This is a genomic window from Kitasatospora sp. MMS16-BH015, assembly GCF_002943525.1.
Lineage (GTDB): Bacteria > Actinomycetota > Actinomycetes > Streptomycetales > Streptomycetaceae > Kitasatospora.
The window spans coordinates 7,508,943-7,525,530 of record NZ_CP025394.1; the positions used below are offsets into that span (position 1 = coordinate 7,508,943).

At 74.0% G+C, this 16,588-nt stretch carries 15 protein-coding genes; 9 read left to right on the forward strand and 6 right to left on the reverse strand.

Annotated elements, in window-relative coordinates:
* Positions 1–115 precede the first annotated feature (115 nt).
* From CFP65_RS32195 to CFP65_RS32230, 8 genes are all read left to right on the forward strand, one after another.
* Positions 116–1,294 carry an AAA family ATPase gene (locus CFP65_RS32195; protein ID WP_104819480.1) on the forward strand — a complete coding sequence of 393 codons (1,179 nt, stop codon included), beginning with the start codon at positions 116–118 and terminating at the stop codon, positions 1,292–1,294.
* On the forward strand, positions 1,291–2,151 hold the full coding sequence (locus CFP65_RS32200; protein WP_104819481.1) for a hypothetical protein: 861 nt from the start codon (positions 1,291–1,293) through the stop codon (positions 2,149–2,151). The genes CFP65_RS32195 and CFP65_RS32200 overlap by 4 nt, the downstream gene beginning before the upstream one ends.
* A gap of 147 nt (positions 2,152–2,298) precedes the next feature.
* Positions 2,299–4,059, forward strand: a complete 1,761-nt coding sequence (locus CFP65_RS32205) for an alpha/beta fold hydrolase (RefSeq protein ID WP_104819482.1) — start codon at positions 2,299–2,301, stop codon at positions 4,057–4,059.
* A gap of 86 nt (positions 4,060–4,145) precedes the next feature.
* A complete protein-coding gene (locus CFP65_RS41435) occupies positions 4,146–4,850 on the forward strand; it encodes a hypothetical protein (RefSeq protein ID WP_254552679.1) in 705 nt (234 codons plus the stop codon).
* Between the two features lie 21 nt (positions 4,851–4,871).
* Positions 4,872–5,768: a serine hydrolase gene (locus CFP65_RS32215; RefSeq protein ID WP_104819483.1), complete on the forward strand. Its 897-nt coding sequence runs from the start codon at positions 4,872–4,874 to the stop codon at positions 5,766–5,768.
* 81 nt (positions 5,769–5,849) lie between these two features.
* The gene (ggt, locus tag CFP65_RS32220; RefSeq protein WP_104819484.1) at positions 5,850–7,640 is read left to right on the forward strand and encodes a gamma-glutamyltransferase; all 1,791 of its coding nucleotides are present in this window, start codon (positions 5,850–5,852) and stop codon (positions 7,638–7,640) included.
* 173 nt (positions 7,641–7,813) lie between these two features.
* Positions 7,814–8,614, forward strand: coding sequence for an exodeoxyribonuclease III (locus CFP65_RS32225; protein ID WP_104821283.1), 801 nt, complete (start codon positions 7,814–7,816; stop codon positions 8,612–8,614).
* Between the two features lie 132 nt (positions 8,615–8,746).
* Positions 8,747–9,421, forward strand: coding sequence for a hypothetical protein (locus tag CFP65_RS32230; protein ID WP_104819485.1), 675 nt, complete (start codon positions 8,747–8,749; stop codon positions 9,419–9,421).
* Between the two features lie 24 nt (positions 9,422–9,445).
* Here the strand turns inward: CFP65_RS32230 and CFP65_RS32235 are convergent, their stop codons facing one another.
* The gene (locus CFP65_RS32235; RefSeq protein WP_254552680.1) at positions 9,446–10,147 is read right to left on the reverse strand and encodes a lysoplasmalogenase; all 702 of its coding nucleotides are present in this window, start codon (positions 10,145–10,147) and stop codon (positions 9,446–9,448) included.
* On the reverse strand, positions 10,144–11,004 hold the full coding sequence (locus CFP65_RS32240) for a sterol desaturase family protein (protein WP_104819486.1): 861 nt from the start codon (positions 11,002–11,004) through the stop codon (positions 10,144–10,146). Before CFP65_RS32240 ends, CFP65_RS32235 begins: the two co-directional genes overlap by 4 nt.
* A gap of 146 nt (positions 11,005–11,150) precedes the next feature.
* Here CFP65_RS32240 and CFP65_RS32245 point away from each other — a divergent pair, with 146 nt between their 5' ends.
* Complete coding sequence (locus tag CFP65_RS32245) at positions 11,151–12,521, forward strand: DUF2398 family protein (RefSeq protein WP_158702463.1); 1,371 nt, start codon at positions 11,151–11,153, stop codon at positions 12,519–12,521.
* Between the two features lie 12 nt (positions 12,522–12,533).
* Here the strand turns inward: CFP65_RS32245 and CFP65_RS32250 are convergent, their stop codons facing one another.
* The 4 genes from CFP65_RS32250 to CFP65_RS32265 form a co-directional block, all read right to left on the reverse strand.
* A complete protein-coding gene (locus CFP65_RS32250) occupies positions 12,534–12,719 on the reverse strand; it encodes a hypothetical protein (RefSeq protein ID WP_104819487.1) in 186 nt (61 codons plus the stop codon).
* A gap of 35 nt (positions 12,720–12,754) precedes the next feature.
* Positions 12,755–13,924, reverse strand: coding sequence for a hypothetical protein (locus CFP65_RS32255; protein ID WP_104819488.1), 1,170 nt, complete (start codon positions 13,922–13,924; stop codon positions 12,755–12,757).
* A 157-nt stretch (positions 13,925–14,081) separates the two neighbouring features.
* Positions 14,082–15,722, reverse strand: a complete 1,641-nt coding sequence (locus CFP65_RS32260; protein WP_104819489.1) for a BCCT family transporter — start codon at positions 15,720–15,722, stop codon at positions 14,082–14,084.
* A 58-nt stretch (positions 15,723–15,780) separates the two neighbouring features.
* Entirely contained in the window at positions 15,781–16,569 is a 789-nt protein-coding gene (locus CFP65_RS32265; RefSeq protein WP_104819490.1) for an alpha/beta fold hydrolase, read from the reverse strand.
* Positions 16,570–16,588: the final 19 nt, after the last annotated feature.

Sequence of the window (16,588 nt, forward strand, 5' to 3'; positions counted from 1 at the left end):
GAAGCGGGATGAGGTGGCAGCGGGCTCGGCGCAGGGCCGGGCGGAAGGTGCGGGGGCGGGCGCAGCTGCGGGTGCGGCGGGCGGCGCGGCGGGGCGTGGCGGGGGAGGTGCGGTGATGCGGGCGCAGGCGCGGGCGGAGATCGAGGAGATCGCCGGGGAGGTGGCGCGGGAGGTCTTCCGGCGGGTCGGGGAGCCGGCGCTGGACCAGGCCGTCGGGGATGCGCTGGGGCGCGAACTGCCTGGTCTGGCGGAGCGGTTGGGGCGGGACGTGCGGCGGGAGGTGGCCGAGGCGATCCGGACCGCCGACGCCGAGGAGCTGCGGGCGATCGACGCGATCGCCGGCGAGGCGGTGGAGCGGCTGCTGGACTTCCGGCTGACCGAGTACGAGCTGCGGGTGCGGCGGATCGCCGGCGGTGCGGCCCGCGAGGTGCTCCAGGCGGCACTGCCGGCGGCGGTGGACCGGCTCAGGGCCGAACTGGCCGAGGCCACCCCGCCGGTCGTGCGGGTGGTGCTGCCGACCGGGCGGACCGTCCGGCTGGAGGCGGACACCCACCGGATGCTGCCGGAGCTGCTGGTCGCGCTGCGGGCCCGCTGCCACGTGCTGCTGGTCGGCCCGGCCGGGACGGGCAAGTCGATGCTGGCCAAGCACGCCGCCGAGGCGCTGGGGCAGGAGTTGCAGACCCTCTCGCTCGGGCCGACCACGCCGATGAGCAAGGTGTTCGGCTACTACGACGCGCACGGCAACTACCACGACACCCCGTTCCGCCGGGCCTTCGAGCACGGTGGGGTGATGCTGCTCGACGAGCTGGACAACGGGCACCCGGGCCTGCTCGGCGAGCTCAACCAGGCGCTGGCGCTGCGGGTCTGCGCCTTCGCCGACGGCATGGTGGCCGCGCACGAGGACTTCCGGCTGGTCGCCACCGCCAACACCTACGGCCACGGCGCCGACCACCGGTACGTGGGCCGGCAGGCGCTGGACGCCGCCACCCTGGACCGGTTCACCGTGCTGGACGTGCCGATCGACGAGAAGCTGGAGCACCGCCTGGTGCTCGGCCACGCCCCCTCACACCAGCAGGAGGCCCGCCAATTGCTCAATGAGGTAAGGCGGTTGCGCCGGATCGTGGCCGAGAAGGGGCTGCCGCTGGTCTTCTCGCCGCGGGCCGGCATCGACGGGGCCCGACTCCTGGAGGCCGGGGCCAGCCTGGACCAGGTGCTGCGCTGGCGGGTCACCCGCGGCCTGTCGGCCGCCCACCGCACCGCGCTGGGCCTGGCGGAGCCGAAGGCGGCGGCATGAGCGGCCCGGTGGGGGTCCAGCTGGCGCCGATGCTCTCCTGGCAGGAGTTCCTGGATGCCGCGCAGGCGCCGGAGTCGATCCCGGACGGCTCCGGCCGGCACGGCGACTCCGCCTGGTCCGGGGCGAGTTGGGCCGATGCGCTGCGGCTGGCCGCCGAGGGCTGGCAGCAGCCGCTGAGCGAGGAGCGGGTGAGCGTCGCCGCCCTGCGCGAGCGGGCCGGGCTCACCGCCCCGCGGCTGCGGCTCGAACCGGTCTGGGACGTGACCGGCGCCGAGGTGGACATCGGCGCCTACCTCGGCGGAGAGCCCGAGTGCATGGTCGACCTGATGCCCCGCCGGGTCTCCCGGGTCGGCAAGGTGGTGACCTTCCTGATCCCGGCCGTGTACGCCAACACCACCCCGCACGCGGCGATCCGGCACCGCGGCCTGGCGCTCGCCGCGCTCAGCGCGGCCATCGTCGCGGCCGGCCACAGCGTGGAGATCTGGTCCGGCTACGCCGTGCACCACGGCAGGCCGGCCGCCCGGTACACCGCGATGGCCAAGGTGATCTCGGCGGGCGAGCCGCTCGACATCGGCCGACTGGTCTTCGCCGCTGCCCATCCGGCGATGCTGCGCCGGCTCTGGTTCGCCGTCTGGGACGGCCAGGAGCGCGAGCTGGCCCGGCGGTTGAAGGAGGACCGGTACGGGCGGCCGGGCTACGACTGCCGGGCGGAGGACCTGCCGGCCGAGAGCGCGGCCGAGGCGTACGTCTTCCCGTACCTGGTGCCCGAGCACGCCCAGTGGCGGGAGCTCGGCTCCGCGCTGGCCTGGTGCCGGGAGCTCTTCGCCGACCTGGGGTTGCTCAACTCGACTGACTGACGCCCTGGTTGCGCGTCAATCATCTGACGACCCGTCAGCATTTCGAGTGAAGCCGACGGGAATCGGTAGGTATACGGACCGGGCTCGTCAATCATGGCACGTGCGCACGTACCCCCTGATCACGTCCTGACGAGAGGGAGCACAGCCATGACCGAGAACGAGGAGAACCAGACCACTCCGGTCACCGCGGCCACGCTGGCCCAGATCGCCGAGCACGGCCTCTGGGCCCAGGGCCCGGCCGTCAACCCGGCGGCGGCCACGGTGGGTGAGGCGCTGGTGGCCACCATCCAGGGCACGGCCGAACGACCCCTGCTCACTCCGGAGTTGCAGCAGCTGGTCCAGGAGGTCCAGCAGATCTCCGAGCTCGACTTCCCGTACGTCACGGCGCACGACGGCATCCGGCTCTCGGCGCACAGCATCAAGCTCAGCGGTGGCGAGCCCCGCCCGGTGGTGATCGTCCCCGCCGGGTGGACGCCGCTGGGCTGGGTGATCTTCGAGTACCTCTACCTGCAGCTGGCCCAGCGCGGCTACCACGTGCTCGCCTACACCCCGCGCGGCATCGGGCAGACGGTCAACCTCGGCAACGGCGCCTTCCTGGACATGTTCTGGACTTCCCAGGGGTACGTGGACGTGGCCGGCCCGAACGACTGGTATGACGCCTCGACGATGATCGACTACGCCCAGCAGTACTTCGAGCCGAGCAAGGTGGTCTTCTTCGGCGAGTCCTACGGCTCCGGGATCAGCCAGCTGGCGGCCGCCCACGACTCGGCCGCCCGGGTGGACGCCGTGGTGGCGCTGAGCACCTGGGGCCACCTGGGCACCGCGCTGCTGGGCAACGACACCCGGCACCTGGAGGCCGTCAAGGCGCTGGTCGGCTTCACCGGCGGCCCGGAGGAGCGGAAGTTCGACCCGGCCACCCGGGAGATCCTCCGCTGCTTCCGCGAGGGCGAGAACCTCGACTACGTCCGCGCGTGGGCCGACGAGCGCTCGCCGCAGCGCTACGCGGAGGAGACCAACACCCGGCAGGTGCCGACCTTCTTCTCCAACACCTGGCACGAGACGCTCTTCCCGGTCAACGAGGTGCTGGACGTCTTCAACGCGCTGACCGTGCCCAAGCACCTCAACCTCTGGATCGGCGACCACGCCGCGCCCGAGGGCGCCGGGCTCTCCATCCCGTGGTCCGGGCCGAACCTGCCGGTGGAGGAGGCGTTCGCCTGGCTGGACCACCACGTGCTCGGCAAGCGGAACGAGGTGCCCGGCTGGCCGCAGGTCACCAGCCAGGTGATGTTCACGCCCGAGGTGCGGGAGGGCAAGGGCAGTTGGCAGGAGGTGACCACCGGCACGGAGAGGCTCTACCTCGGCGCCACCCGGCCCGGCAGCCAGGACGGCCCGCTCGCCCCCACGCCGACGGCCGGCTGGACGGTGCCGTTCACCACCGGCACCTACACCGAGGCCAACGCCGGTGAGCTGCTGACCAGCGGTCAGGCCGAGTGGAGGGGCGAGCCGGTGGTCTACCAGACCGGCAAGTTCGACCCCCGGTACCTCGGCAGCTGGGTCTCCGAGCCGGGCGCCCGCCGCCTCCGCGGCATCCCGAAGCTCAGGCTCACCGTGACCGGGGTCGGCACCGAGCTCACCCTGGTGGCCTACCTCTTCGACCTGGCACCGGACGGCACCGCCCGGATCATCACCCACGAGCCGTACACCCTGACCGGCGCCACGGCGGAGCAGCCCGTCACGGTCGACTGGGCGCTCCAGGCCGCGGCCTACGACCTGGCGGCCGACCACCGGGTGCTGCTGGTGGTCAACGGCAAGGACAAGCTCTACTCGGACGCCAACCTCGAGTACAGCACCCTCAAGATCGGCTCCCCGGCCGGCGGCGAGTCCTTCGTCGAGCTCCCGCTGGGCTGACCGAGGGCTGCGGCGGACTGCCCGGACGGGCAGTCCGCCGCGTATTGGGGTGTCCGGCGGGGCCGGTGGCGTGCGAGCATCGGCGGATGATCGACAACGGGGATCTCACCGCCCGCGACCTGCTCGGTCGGCGCCTGCTCCGGGTGACCGCGGCCTGGCACCACTGCTCGGCCGACGTGCCGTCACTGGTGCACCTCTGGCTGCACCTGGAGGGCCTGGGCCCGGTGTTGATCGACACCCCGGGCACCGGCCTGGTGCTGCGCGGCGACGAACCGCACGAGCCGTACCCGATCAGCGCGCGCGGCCGGGTCTCGGTCAGCCACGACGCCCCCGAGGTGCCGCTCAGCCGGTACGTGGGGCAGCCCGTCCGCTCCGTCCGCGAGATCCGTGCCACCGGCGCCGCCGCACCGGTCGGTGCCACGCTCTGCTTCGCCGGGGGAGGCGTCCGACTGCTCGGGCTGGCCGACGAGTTGGTGCTCACCGAGGAGGAGCCCACGGGCGAGCTGTACGAGGACGTGGTGCTCGCCCGCGTGGTGCAGACCTGCCCCGCCGCGCCCTCCCAGTGGGACGCCTGGACCACCCACGGCCAGTACCTCCACCTGCGCTACCGCCACGGCGAGGGCAGCGTGGAACAGCACCCGAGCCCGGACGTGGAGACCTGGGACAGCGGTGAATCCCACCTGATCACCGTCTGGGAGGACGGCACCGAGGACTGCGCCATCGCCCTCGACGCCTTCCTCGCCGAGGCCGGCCTGAGCCTGGCCCCGGGTGCCGAACTCCTCGGCGGTTGACCGGCGTGCGAGGATCGCCGGGTGACCGATGACATCCGCGAGATCTTCGAACGGGCCGGCTGCACCGGGGTGTTGTGCGTCCGCTCGCTGCAGGACGACGCCGAGGTGGCACTGGGCGCCGACGGGCCGGTGGTGCTCGCCTCGGTGTCCAAGGTGCAGATCGCCCTGGAGGCCGAGACCTGGTTCGCCGAGGGTCGGTTGGACCCGCGCGAGCCCGTGCGGCTGACCGGGGCCGACCGGACACCGGGGCCGGTCGGCACCTCCCTGTTCAGCGACGAGGCCGTGGTCTCCTGGCGGGACCTGGTCGTGCTGATGCTCACCATCAGCGACAACCTCGCCACCGACGCCCTGCTGGGCCGGTTCGGCGTCGAGGCGGTCAACCGGACGGCGGCCCGGCTCGGCCTGAGCGCCACCGTGCTCGACTCCGACCTGCGCACCATGCTCGACTCCGTCGGCCGGGACCTCGGCCATGCCGACTGGGCCGCCGCCTCGGCCTGGGCGGCCGGCGCCGGGCCCGAGGAGCACGCCCGGCCCGACGAACTCCTGCTCGGCTGCCGGGCCCTCGACCCGGAGCGCGGCACCCGCAGCACGCCGCGCGAGATGACCGAGCTGCTGCGGCTGATCTGGACCGACCGGGCCGGGCCGGCCGAGGCCTGCGCCCGGGTGCGCACGGTGATGGCCCGCCAGCTGACCCGGCACCGGATCGCGAGCGCCTTCCGGCCGCCGGTGCAGGTCGCGGCCAAGAGCGGCAGCCTGTTCGGCGTGGTGCGCAACGAGATCGGCGTGGTCACCCACCCCGACGGCGGGCAGTACGCGGCGGCGGTCTTCACCCGGGCCCGGCCCGGCTCGGACGAGGCCGCCGTCAACCGCGCGATCGGTGCCGTCACCGCGCTGGCGGTGGCCACCCTGCGGGGCTGACCGGCCGTTCGGCGAGGCCCTGTTGTGGATGTTACAAAAGGTGTGTAGGAACGGGGAGTTGACCACGGCTCAGGAGGACATATGAGAACACTCGGCCGTCTCGCCCCCGCTGCGGCGCTGGCCGCCGCGCTGATCGGGGGCACCGTCGTGCCCGCCCAGGCGGACACTGCGACACCGAAGAGCCCGGAGGCGGTGGGGTACGGCGGGGCGGTGGCCAGCGTGGACGCCGACGCCACCGCGGCGGGGATCGAGGTGCTGCGCAAGGGCGGGAACGCGGTGGACGCCGCGATTGCCACGGCGGCGGCGCTCGGGGTGACCGAGCCGTACTCCGGCGGGCTCGGCGGCGGCGGGTACTTCGTCCACTACGACGCCCGGACCGGGAAGGTGGAGACGCTGGACGGGCGGGAGACCGCCTCCCGGACGGCCGACCAGTCGCTCTTCCTGGAGAACGGGAAGCCGCTGGCCTTCGCCGACGCCGTGACCAGCGGCCGGTCGGTCGGGGTGCCCGGCACGCCGGCGGTCTGGTCCGAGGCGCTGAAGAAGTGGGGAACCCGCTCGCTGGGCGAGGTGTTCAAGCCGGCCGAGAAGATCGCCGAGCAGGGCTTCGTGGTCGACCAGACCTTCCAGGACCAGACCGCCCTCAACCAGGCCCGGTTCAAGGACTTCCCGGCCACCAGGGCGCTCTTCCTGCCCGGCGGGCAGCTGCCGGTGGTCGGCAGCCGGCTGAAGAACCCCGACCTGGCCGCCACCTACCGCGAGCTCGGGCGCCAGGGGGTGCAGGCCTTCTACCACGGCCCGCTGGCCGCCGAGATCGCCGACACCATCGCCCACCCGCCGGTCGACCCGGCCTCCGGCCGGAACGCCCGGCCCGGCACGGTGGACACCACCGACCTGGCGGCGTACCGGGTGCGGGCGCAGGCGCCGACCCACGTGAAGTACCGGGGCGACGACGTGTACGGCATCGCGCCCTCCTCCTCCGGCGGCACCACCACCGGCGAGGCGCTGGGCATCCTGGGCACCTTCGACCTGGCCTCGATGAGCCAGACCCAGTACCTGCACCACTTCCTGGAGGCCAGCCGGATCGCCTTCGCCGACCGCAACCGCTGGGTCGGCGACCCGAAGGCGGTGGACGTGCCGACCAGGCAGCTGCTCTCGCCCGCCTACGCCAAGGCCCGGGCCTGCCTGATCGACCCCGGGCACGCGCTGACCAGCCCGCTGGCCCCCGGTGACCCGTACCACCCCGCCGCCTGCGGCTCGGCCGGCCCGGCCGTGCCCACCGGCTACGAGGGCCCCAACACCACCCACCTGACGGTGGCCGATCGCTGGGGCAACGTGGTCTCGTACACCATGACGATCGAGCAGACCGGCGGCAGCGGCATCACCGTGCCGGGCCGGGGTTTCCTGCTCAACAACGAGCTGACCGACTTCAACTTCACCCCGCTGGTGGCCGGCGTGCCGGACCCGAACCTGCCGGGGCCGGGCAAGCGGCCGCGGTCCTCGATCTCGCCGACCATCGTGCTCAAGGACGGCAAGCCGTTCTTCGCGGCGGGCTCGCCGGGCGGGGCCACCATCATCACCACCACGCTCCAGGTGCTGCTCGGCCGGATCGACCGGGGGCTGACCCTGGAGCAGGCGATCGCCGCTCCGCGGGCCAGCCAGCGCAACGCGGTGACCAGCGGCGCGGAGCCGGCGTTCTTGAACGGGCCCGATGTGGCGGGGTTGCAGGCGCTGGGGCAGAGCTTCACCAATGCGGGGGAGATCGGGGCGGCCACGGGTGTGGAGCGGCTGCCGGACGGGCGGTGGGTGGCCGCTGCCGAGCCGGTGCGTCGGGGCGGGGGCTCCGCTGCGGTGGTCTGGCCGAGCAGGCGATAACCCGGGCAGGGCGGGGGAGCCGGGGGCGCAACAGTCTGCGATGAGGGTGGCTGGGCGCGCAGTTCCCCGCGCCCCTACCAGTGCTGTCAGGGGTGGGCGGTATGTTCGGGGTGGGCCGCCCGTGGGTGGCTCGCCCCGTCCGTACCGCTGTGGGAAGGCCGTCCCTCGTGACCATCCGCGTCGCCACCTGGAACATCAACTCCGTCACCGCCCGGCTGCCCAAGCTGCTGGAGTGGCTGGCCTCGGCGCAGCCGGACGTGCTCTGCCTGCAGGAGCTCAAGTGCGCCTCCGACGCCTTCCCGTACGAGGCCGTGAAGGAGCTCGGGTACGAGACGGCCGCCTACGGCACCGGGCGGTGGAACGGGGTGGCGATCCTGTCGAAGATCGGGCTCGAGGACGTGGTCCGTGACGTGCCCGGGCAGCCCGGCTTCCTGGCCGACGGCGCGCTGCTGCCGGAGACCGAGCCGCGGGCGATCGGCGCGGTCTGCGGGCCGGTCAAGGTCTGGTCGGTGTACGTGCCGAACGGGCGCGAGGTCGGCCACGCGCACTACCACTACAAGTTGGAGTGGCTGGAGGCGCTGCGCACGGCCGTGGCGGCGGACGCGGCGGGCGAGCGGCCGTTCGCGGTGCTGGGCGACTTCAACGTGGCGCCCACGGACGAGGACCTGTACGACCCGAAGGTGTTCGAGGGCCAGACGCACGTGACGGAGCTGGAGCGGGCCGCGCTGACCGCGCTGCGCGAGACCGGCCTGGCCGACGTGATGCCGCGGGCGCTGAAGTACGACCGGCCGTACACCTTCTGGGACTACCGCGGGCTGGGCTTCCCGAAGAACCTGGGCATCCGGATCGACCTCACCTACGCGAACAAGGCCTTCGCCGACGCGGTGACCGACAGTTACGTGGACCGCGAAGCCCGGAAGGGCAAGGGCACCTCGGACCACGCGCCCGTCGTGGTCGACCTCGACCTCGGGTAACGCCTCGAACGGGTGTCGAACGGTGGCCGGGGCGGGTGCGGGTGCCTAGCGTCTTGAGGTGACAGGGTGTAGCCGTTCGCTCACCGGGACGACGGAGTCCCCCGGCGGCACCCGAGAACCTGGAGGTAGGCCATGGGCCTCACGCGGATGGCCATCGCCGGTCTCGTCGGCGCCGGGACGCTGGTCGGAGCGCCGCTGCTCGGCTTCGGCAGCGGCTCGGCGGCGCCGAACAGTCCGGGCAAGGACGTGGAGCCGGCCTGGGTCAGCCCGGCCGAGGCGTCGCCCGGGCAGAGCGTGCAGGTGAGCGTCACCTGCGAGACCAGCTCGGTGAAGACGATCACCGCCAACTCGCAGGCGTTCTCCACCGGCTCGGCCACCCTCACCGTCGGCCCCGACGGCAAGTACGCGGGCTCCGCGCTGCTGGCCTCCAAGGAGGAGTTCGCCGGGAAGGGCCCGGACAAGGCGGGCAAGGGCAACAGCTGGGGCATCGACGGCAGCTGCCCGAACGGCGACACCTTCACCGGGGCCGTCCAGGTCAACCTGGCCGGCAAGGGCTCCGGCGGTACCGGCGGCACCGGCAGCTGGAGCCCGGACACCTCGACCGGCTCCTCCGGCTCGTCCAACTCCTGGAGCCAGGGCTCCAGCGGCGGGGAGAAGAGCCCGCACGGGGCCGTGCACACCGGGCTCGGCGGCTCGGTCGGGGCGCCGGCCGGTCAGCTGGCCACCGGCGGGGCGCTGCTGGCCGCCGGGGTGGGCGGCTTCTGGGCGCTGCGCCGCAGGAACGGGGACGACGGGGCCCGGCTCTGAGCCGAGCCCCTGGCCGTTCCGAGCTCAGCGTCCCGTGGCGACCGCCGGGGCGCTGAGCTTCGCGTGCGGCTCGGCGGTCTCGGCCTGGTGCTTGAGGGCGCCGGTGGCCAGCAGGTACTGGGCGACCACGTAGGTGGCCATGATCCAGAACTCGTGACCCGGCAGCTCCTTCCACTTCGCCAGCTGGGTGGCGATCAGGGTGTCGGAGAGCAGGAAGAGCCCGCCGCCCAGGCCCGCCCGCCAGTTGATCCCGGCCGAGGTGACGGCGGTGGAGGCGAGCAGCAGGCTGTAGAGCGCGACCGGCAGCTTGAGGTCGCCCAGGCCCGGCCAGAGCTGGGTGATCATCACGGCCCAGGCCGCCGCGTAGGCCGCCGCGACCAGCGCGCTGCGCTTGCGGTCGGAGAGGGCGCCGCGCTTGACGAACATGGTCACGTAGCAGACGTGCGCCGCCGCGAAGGAGCCCATGCCGGCCAGGAAGGCCGTGTCGTGGCCGAACTGCAGCGCCACGTCGCCGCCCGCACTGAGCAGCAGGGCCGGGGCGAGCAGCTTGGGGGCGTCCTCGGCGGTGGCCAGGCTGTGCGCGGCGAGCAGCGGCATCAGCGCGGGCTTGGTCGCGTTCTGGAGCAGGCCCGCCCCGGTGACGATGGCCCCGAGGTGGGCGGCCGAGGCAGCGGCGTAGCCGGAGAGCAGGCCGCGGGCGGCGCGCAGGCGTCGGGTGATGGTCATGCGGGGGTGCCCTCCGGGCGGTCGGTCGGGCCGGGCTGCCAGCCCGGACCCTTGACGAGGTAGCGCAGCTTGTCGCCCCAGGCGGGCGTGGCGGCGATGTCGCGGGCGATCGAGGCGTACTCGTGGGTGGCCACCCGCAGCGGGTTGTAGGTCTCGATGTTCTTGGTCAGGCCGAAGACCGGCTTGGTGGTCTCGGGGGTGAACGAGCCGAACATCCGGTCGAACACGATCAGGATGCCACCGAAGTTGCGGTCCAGGTAACCGCCCTGCGAGGCGTGGTGGACGCGGTGGTGCGAGGGGGTGTTGAAGAGGAACTCGAACGGCCGGGGCAGCTTGTCGATCCGCTCGGTGTGGATCCAGAACTGGTAGACCAGGTTGGCCGAGGAGCAGAAGGCCAGCGCGGCCGGGTGCACGCCCAGCAGGATCATCGGCACGTAGAACACCCAGACCGTGGTGCTGGTCCAGGGCTGCCGCAGCGCGGTGGAGAGGTTGTAGTGCCTGCTGGAGTGGTGCACCACGTGGCAGGCCCAGAGCACCCGGATCACGTGGTGGCCCCGGTGCGACCAGTAGTAGCAGAAGTCCTGGGCGAGCAGCATGAGCGGCACCGTCCACCAGAGCACCGGCACCCGCAGCGGCGTCAGCTCGTAGAGGGCGGAGTAGATCAGCGCGATCGGGATCTTCCACCCGGCGTCGAAGAGCAGGCTGCCGATGCCCATGGTGAGACTGGTCGCGGTGTCCTTGGCGCCGTACCCCTGCTCCTCCTCGTCCGGATGGAACCGGAGGGAGACGATCTCCAGGACGGTGAGCAGCACGAAGGCGGGTATCGACCAGAGGACGACGTTGGGCAGGTTCGGCATGACGGTGACCATAAGCGACGCCGCCGGGGTGGGGGAAGGGGTTGTTACTGGCGCGTAGCCAGGGTGCTTCCTGACGGGGTGCCACGGCCCGGTCGGAGGGGGAGTGCCACGGGCGGGGCGGGTCAGCGTCTAGTCTGGTGGGCGACATGGAGCAGTACGAGTACGCGACCGGCCCCGGGGAGGGCGCCGGGGGCGTGACAGGTGGTCGCGGGGCGGGGGCGGGGCAGCTCACCGCCGCCGTGCGGGCCGACGTGCACCTGGCGCTGGCCGAACGGCTGGCCACCGCCGAGGCGGAGGCCGCGCACGAGCTCTTCACCGCCGCCTTCGGGCTCTACGGCGCCCGCCACCTGGGCGGCACCGCCGGGGCCGAGGCCGCTCAGCTCAGCTGGTGGCACGGGCCGACCGTCCGGGTGCCGCAGCCGCGCCGGGCCGGGCGCGGGGCCCGCCGGGCCGAGCGGGACGTGGTGCCCGCCGCCGAGCTGCTGCCGGCCGGCAGCCGGCGCGGCCGGCACCGCAAGCCCGAGCAGGCCCCCGGCTCCACCCCGCACGCCACCGCGGTCGAACGCCGCACCGCCGCCCGGCTGCTGGCGGCCCATCCGCTGGTCACGGCCGCCGGGCCGCACGGCGCCGGCTTCCGACTGATCCGCCGTCACGCCGACTGGCTGGCCGAGCGCTTCCTGACCGTGCTCGGCTACCCGCTGACCATCGGCGACTCCTACGCCCGGCTGCACAAGGCCGGGCTGCCTGGGCGCGGCCTGGCCGGCTTCGGCCCGGCCGGGTACGCGGAGCTGGTGCGGGCGCTCGGCGCGCTGGCCGAGGGCCGGCCGGCCGAGATCACCGACGAGGCCGTGCGGCGGCTGTTGGCCCACTGGCGGGTGCTCACCCAGCACGGCGCCGACCACGAGCTGGCCCGGGCGCTCGGCCCGCTGGCCGCCCCCGCCGCCGGCACCCCGGCGCTGGCCGTGCGGCGGCGCCTGGCCGAATCGCCGGTGGTGCTGCTCGACGAGCTCTCCGGCCCCGAGCGGGCCTGGTTGGCCGGGCGGGAGGCGGCCGAGGCCGCGCTGTTCGCCGACTTCCTCGGCCTGGAGGCCGAGATCCGGGCCGAGGGCATCGCCCTGCTCGACCCGGCCGACGAGCTCACCGACCTGGCCGGCGGGGACGGCGGCACGCTGACCCAGGCCGCCCTGCTGCTGGTCGAGCGGCTGGTGGAGGAGCTGCGCCCGCTGCCCGAGGAGAGCGCGCCGCCGGCCGTGCTCATCCCGGACGCGCTGATAGACGGCGCGCTGGGCGACGTCACCGACGAGCACGGCGCCCAGTGGAGCCGGGGCTACCTGGCCGACCTGGCCGGCTTCCGGCGGGACGCGCTGGAGCTGCTGCGCCGGATGGAGCTGATCGCCCCGGCCGGGCGGGCCTGGGTGCTGCGGGCCCCGGCGGCGCGGTACGCGGCCCCGCTGGAGGTGCAGCCCGGCCCCGGGCCCGGCCGGCACTCGCGGCGGGAGCTGAACGCGGCGGGCTGACCCGTCAGCGGGTCATCTGCTCGCGGCGACGGCGCTGGTGGCCTGGCCGACCGTCTCCACGGTCGCGGCGACGCCGAGCGTACCGAGGGCGATCGAGGCCGCGACGGCGGCGCAGGCGAGCACACGGCGGTGCCGCTGGGGGAGCGGGAAGCGCTCCGGGAGCGGGGCCGGGGCCACCGCGGAGGACTGGGCGTTCATGTCAGAGAGCATTCCAGGGTGGTGTTAAACGGTGACTACGCGTGGGTGAAGTCTGGGCGGGGGCTTAGCGTCGGGACATCTCCGCAGGTCGCGGCGGTGGTCGCCGCAGGGCCCGGGCGGAGCGTCGGAACGGCGCCGAAGGCGTCCGGGCCCGGTCGGGGGCGGAGCAGGCGGGGCAGGCAGGCGGCGAGCAGCTGCTGGGTCGCGCCGTAGAAGAAGATCGGCAGCAGCACCGCCGGGTGGCCGGTGAACTGGCAGCCCGCCAGGGCCGCCGCCGCGCTGGTGTTGTTGAGCCCGCTGGCCAGGGTGAGGGTGGCCGCCGCGTCGCGGCGGGCCCGGGCCCGGCGGGCCGTCAGCCAGCCGGCCAGGAAGGGCAGGGCGCAGACGGCGGCGCCGGCCAGCAGGGCCGGGCCGACCAGGCGCGGGTCCGGCCGGTGGCCGATCGCCCCGGCCACGCCGGCCGCGTTGAGGAAGGTCAGCCCGAGCGCGTTGGCCAGGCCGAGCAGGCGCAGCCACGGCAGCGCCGTCTCCCGGGCCCGGCCCCGGGTGAGCCGGCGGGCGGCCATCCCGGCCAGGCAGGGCGCGGCCACCCAGAGCGCCATGAAGGCGCAGGTGGAGTCGGCCTGGGCCAGCGCGTCGAGCACCGCGCGGGGGCCGGAGCCCTCCGGCTCCTCGGCCAGGGCCAGGCCGAGCGGCACGGTGAGCGGGCTGGCCAGCGTGGTGGCGAGCACCAGGCCCACCCCGAGCGGGGCGTCCGCCTGGGCCTTGGCGCCCCAGGTCTGGGCCGCCCCGGCCACCGGCATGGTCGCGGTGAGCGAGAGCCCCACCACCAGCCAGAGCGCCTCCCGGTGGTCCGGCCAGCACCCCACCGCCCGCTCGGCGCCCAGCAGCACCACCATCCGCAGCAGCAGCGCCACCGCGAGACCGCTCAGCAGCAGGCCCGGCCGCAGCAGCGCCCGCCCCAGCTCCACCGCCCGCACCTCGTACCCGCCGACGAACATCGCCACCAGCAGCATCAGCATGGGCGGGGTGACCCCGGTGGCCGGGTGGCAGTGGCGCAGGCTGTCGGCGAGGCCGGGCAGCGCGGCGCCGAGGGCGCAGGCCGGCAGGGTGGCGGCGGCCAGGTGGGCGCGGAGCGCGCGGTCGGTGACGGTGGCGGGGTGGCGGCGGGCCGCTGGGCGGCGGCGGGGGGTGGACCGGGACATCGGGACTTTCCGGAGACGGACGGCGGTGTGGGCCGTCCGTCAGCATGCCATCAATCTGACTGTGGGTAATGGTGAATTGCTGTCCGTAGTCGGAGTGCGGCGGGCCGCTCGGCCAGGCGCGGCACGGGTGGTGCCACGGGTGGCCGAGCGGCCGGAATCACTCGGACGGGGGAGTGCGCCCGCGCCCCTGGTCGGCCATGGCCTCGCCGACGGCCACCCGGACGGCGTCGCGTAGGCCGTGCGCGGCCTGGAACCGGGAGGGGCCGGCCGCCGGGTCGGTGCGCAGCTCCTTGACCAGGGCGAGGCAGAGCAGCAGCATCACCACCACGAAGGGCAGGGCGACCAGGATGGTGGCGTTCTGCAGGGCGGTGAGCCCGCCCGCGAGCAGCAGGGCGGCGGCCACCCCGCCCATCAGCACGCCCCAGACCACCACCAGCCAGGTGCGGGGGTGCAGCGAGCCGCGGCTGGAGAGCGAGCCGAGCACCAGGGAGGCGGAGTCGGCGCTGGTGATGAAGAAGGTCATCACCAGCAGTACGGCGACCACGCTGGTGACCCCGCCCAGCGGCAGCGCCTTGAGGGTCTCGAAGAGCGAGGCCTCGGCCCCCTGCGAGATGGTGCCGACCAGGTCGGCGGCGCCGGTGGCGTCGAGGCGGATCGCGGTGCCGCCCATGACGCAAAACCAGATCACCGTCGCGCCGCTGGGCACCAGCAGGACGCCGAGCAGGAACTGCCGGATGGTGCGGCCGCGCGAGATCCGGGCGATGAAGGTGCCGACGAAGGGCGCCCAGGAGAGCCACCAGGCCCAGTAGAAGATGGTCCAGGAGCCGAGCCACTTCTCGTCGGTGAAGGCGCCGGTCTGGCTGGCCATGGTGGTGAGGTCGGTGAGGTAGCCGCCGACGGTGGCCGGGATGGCGTCCAGCACGTAGACCGAGGGCCCGAAGACGAAGACGAAGAGCATGATCACGCAGGCCAGCACCACGTTGGCGGTGGAGAGCCACTTGACGCCCTTGTGCACCCCGGAGAAGGCGGAGAGCACGAAGGCCGCGGTGAGCGAGCCGATGATCACCAGCTGGACGTTCTGGGTGGAGCGGATGGAGGTGATGAAGCCGAGGCCGTCGGCCACCTGGAGGGCGCCCAGGCCCAGGCTGGTGGCCGAGCCGAAGACGGTGGCGAAGACGGCCAGCAGGTCGATCGCCTTGCCCGGCCAGCCGTCGGCCCCGCGCTCGCCGATCAGCGGCACGAAGGCGGCGCTGATCCGGTTGCCCCGGCCCTTGCGGAAGGTGGTGTAGGCGAGGGCCAGGCCGCCCACGGCGTAGATCGCCCATGGGTGCAGCGTCCAGTGGAAGAGCGAGAACTCCAGGGCCTGCTGGGCGGCGGCGGGGGTCTGCGGGTCCAGACCGGAGCCGGGCTGCGGGGTGGCGTAGAACTGGAGCGGCTCGCCGACCCCGTAGAACATCAGGCCGATGCCCATGCCGGCGCTGAACATCATCGCGATCCAGGCCAGGGTGGAGAACTCCGGCTCCTCGCCGTCCCGGCCGAGCCGGATCCGGCCGAAGCGGCTGAGCGCGAGCAGCACGGTGACCACCAGGAACACGTCGGCGGCCACCACGAAGAGCCAGCCGAAGTTGTGCAGCACCCAGCCGAGCGCGCTGGCGGAGGTGCGGCCCAGGGAGTCCTGGGCGAACACGCCCCAGGCCACCACCCCCAGCACCAGGGCGGCGCTCACCCCGAAGACCACCCGGTCGGTGGGGAGGGTGGCCTGGGGGTCCCCGGCCTGGTCGGTGGTCTGGCTGGTCATGGGACTCCACGGTGACGACTCGTCAGGGTATGTCCTGCTCCGTCGTACTATGCGGTAGTCAGTCGAGTCGGGCCAGGAAGGCGCGCAGGGCGGCCAGCAGTTCGGTGCGCCGCTCGGTGGGCACCAGGTGGCCCGAGCGCAGCTCCAGGAGTTCGGCCCCGGGGATGCCCTCGGCCAGGGCCCGGTGCTGGGCGGGGTCGATCAGCGCGTCGGCGGTGGGGCTGACCACCAGGGTCGGGACGCTCAGGTGCGGCAGGTCCGGGCGCACGTCCACCTCGGTGACCAGCTCGAACTGGCGGTGGAAGCCGGGCGGGGTGGTGGCCGCCATCAGCTTGGCCAGGGCGGCGAGGTCCTCCTCCGGCTGGGTGTTGATCCACTCCGGGCTGAGCAGCAGCGGGATGGCGAGGCGGGCCTGGTGCAGCGGGTCGAAGCCACGGGCCGTCAGCAGGGTGTCCGTCACCAGCCGCAGGTGCGGGGTGGTGTGGGCCAGCCCGGCGACCAGGGTGAGCGAGCGGACCCGCTCGGGGTGACGCCGGGCGGCCCGGACGCTGATGGTGGCGCCCAGCGAGAAGCCCACCAGGTCGAAGCTCTCCCGGCCCTCCTCGACCGCGGTGGCCACCAGCCGGTCGGCCAGGTCGTCGAGCCGCAGCGGCCCGGGCTCCAGCGGGGTGCGACCGGAGCCGGGGAAGTCCGGGGCGATCACGGTGTGCCGCTCGGCCAGCGCCGGGATGAAGGTGCCCCAGTTGAGCTCGGCGCCGCCACCGCCGCCGTGCGCCAGCACCAGGCCGGGGCCGTTGCCCCGGACGATCCGGCCGAGCGGGCGGCGGTGGGCGAGGGTCTCGGTCACGGCGGGCTCCTGTCACGGT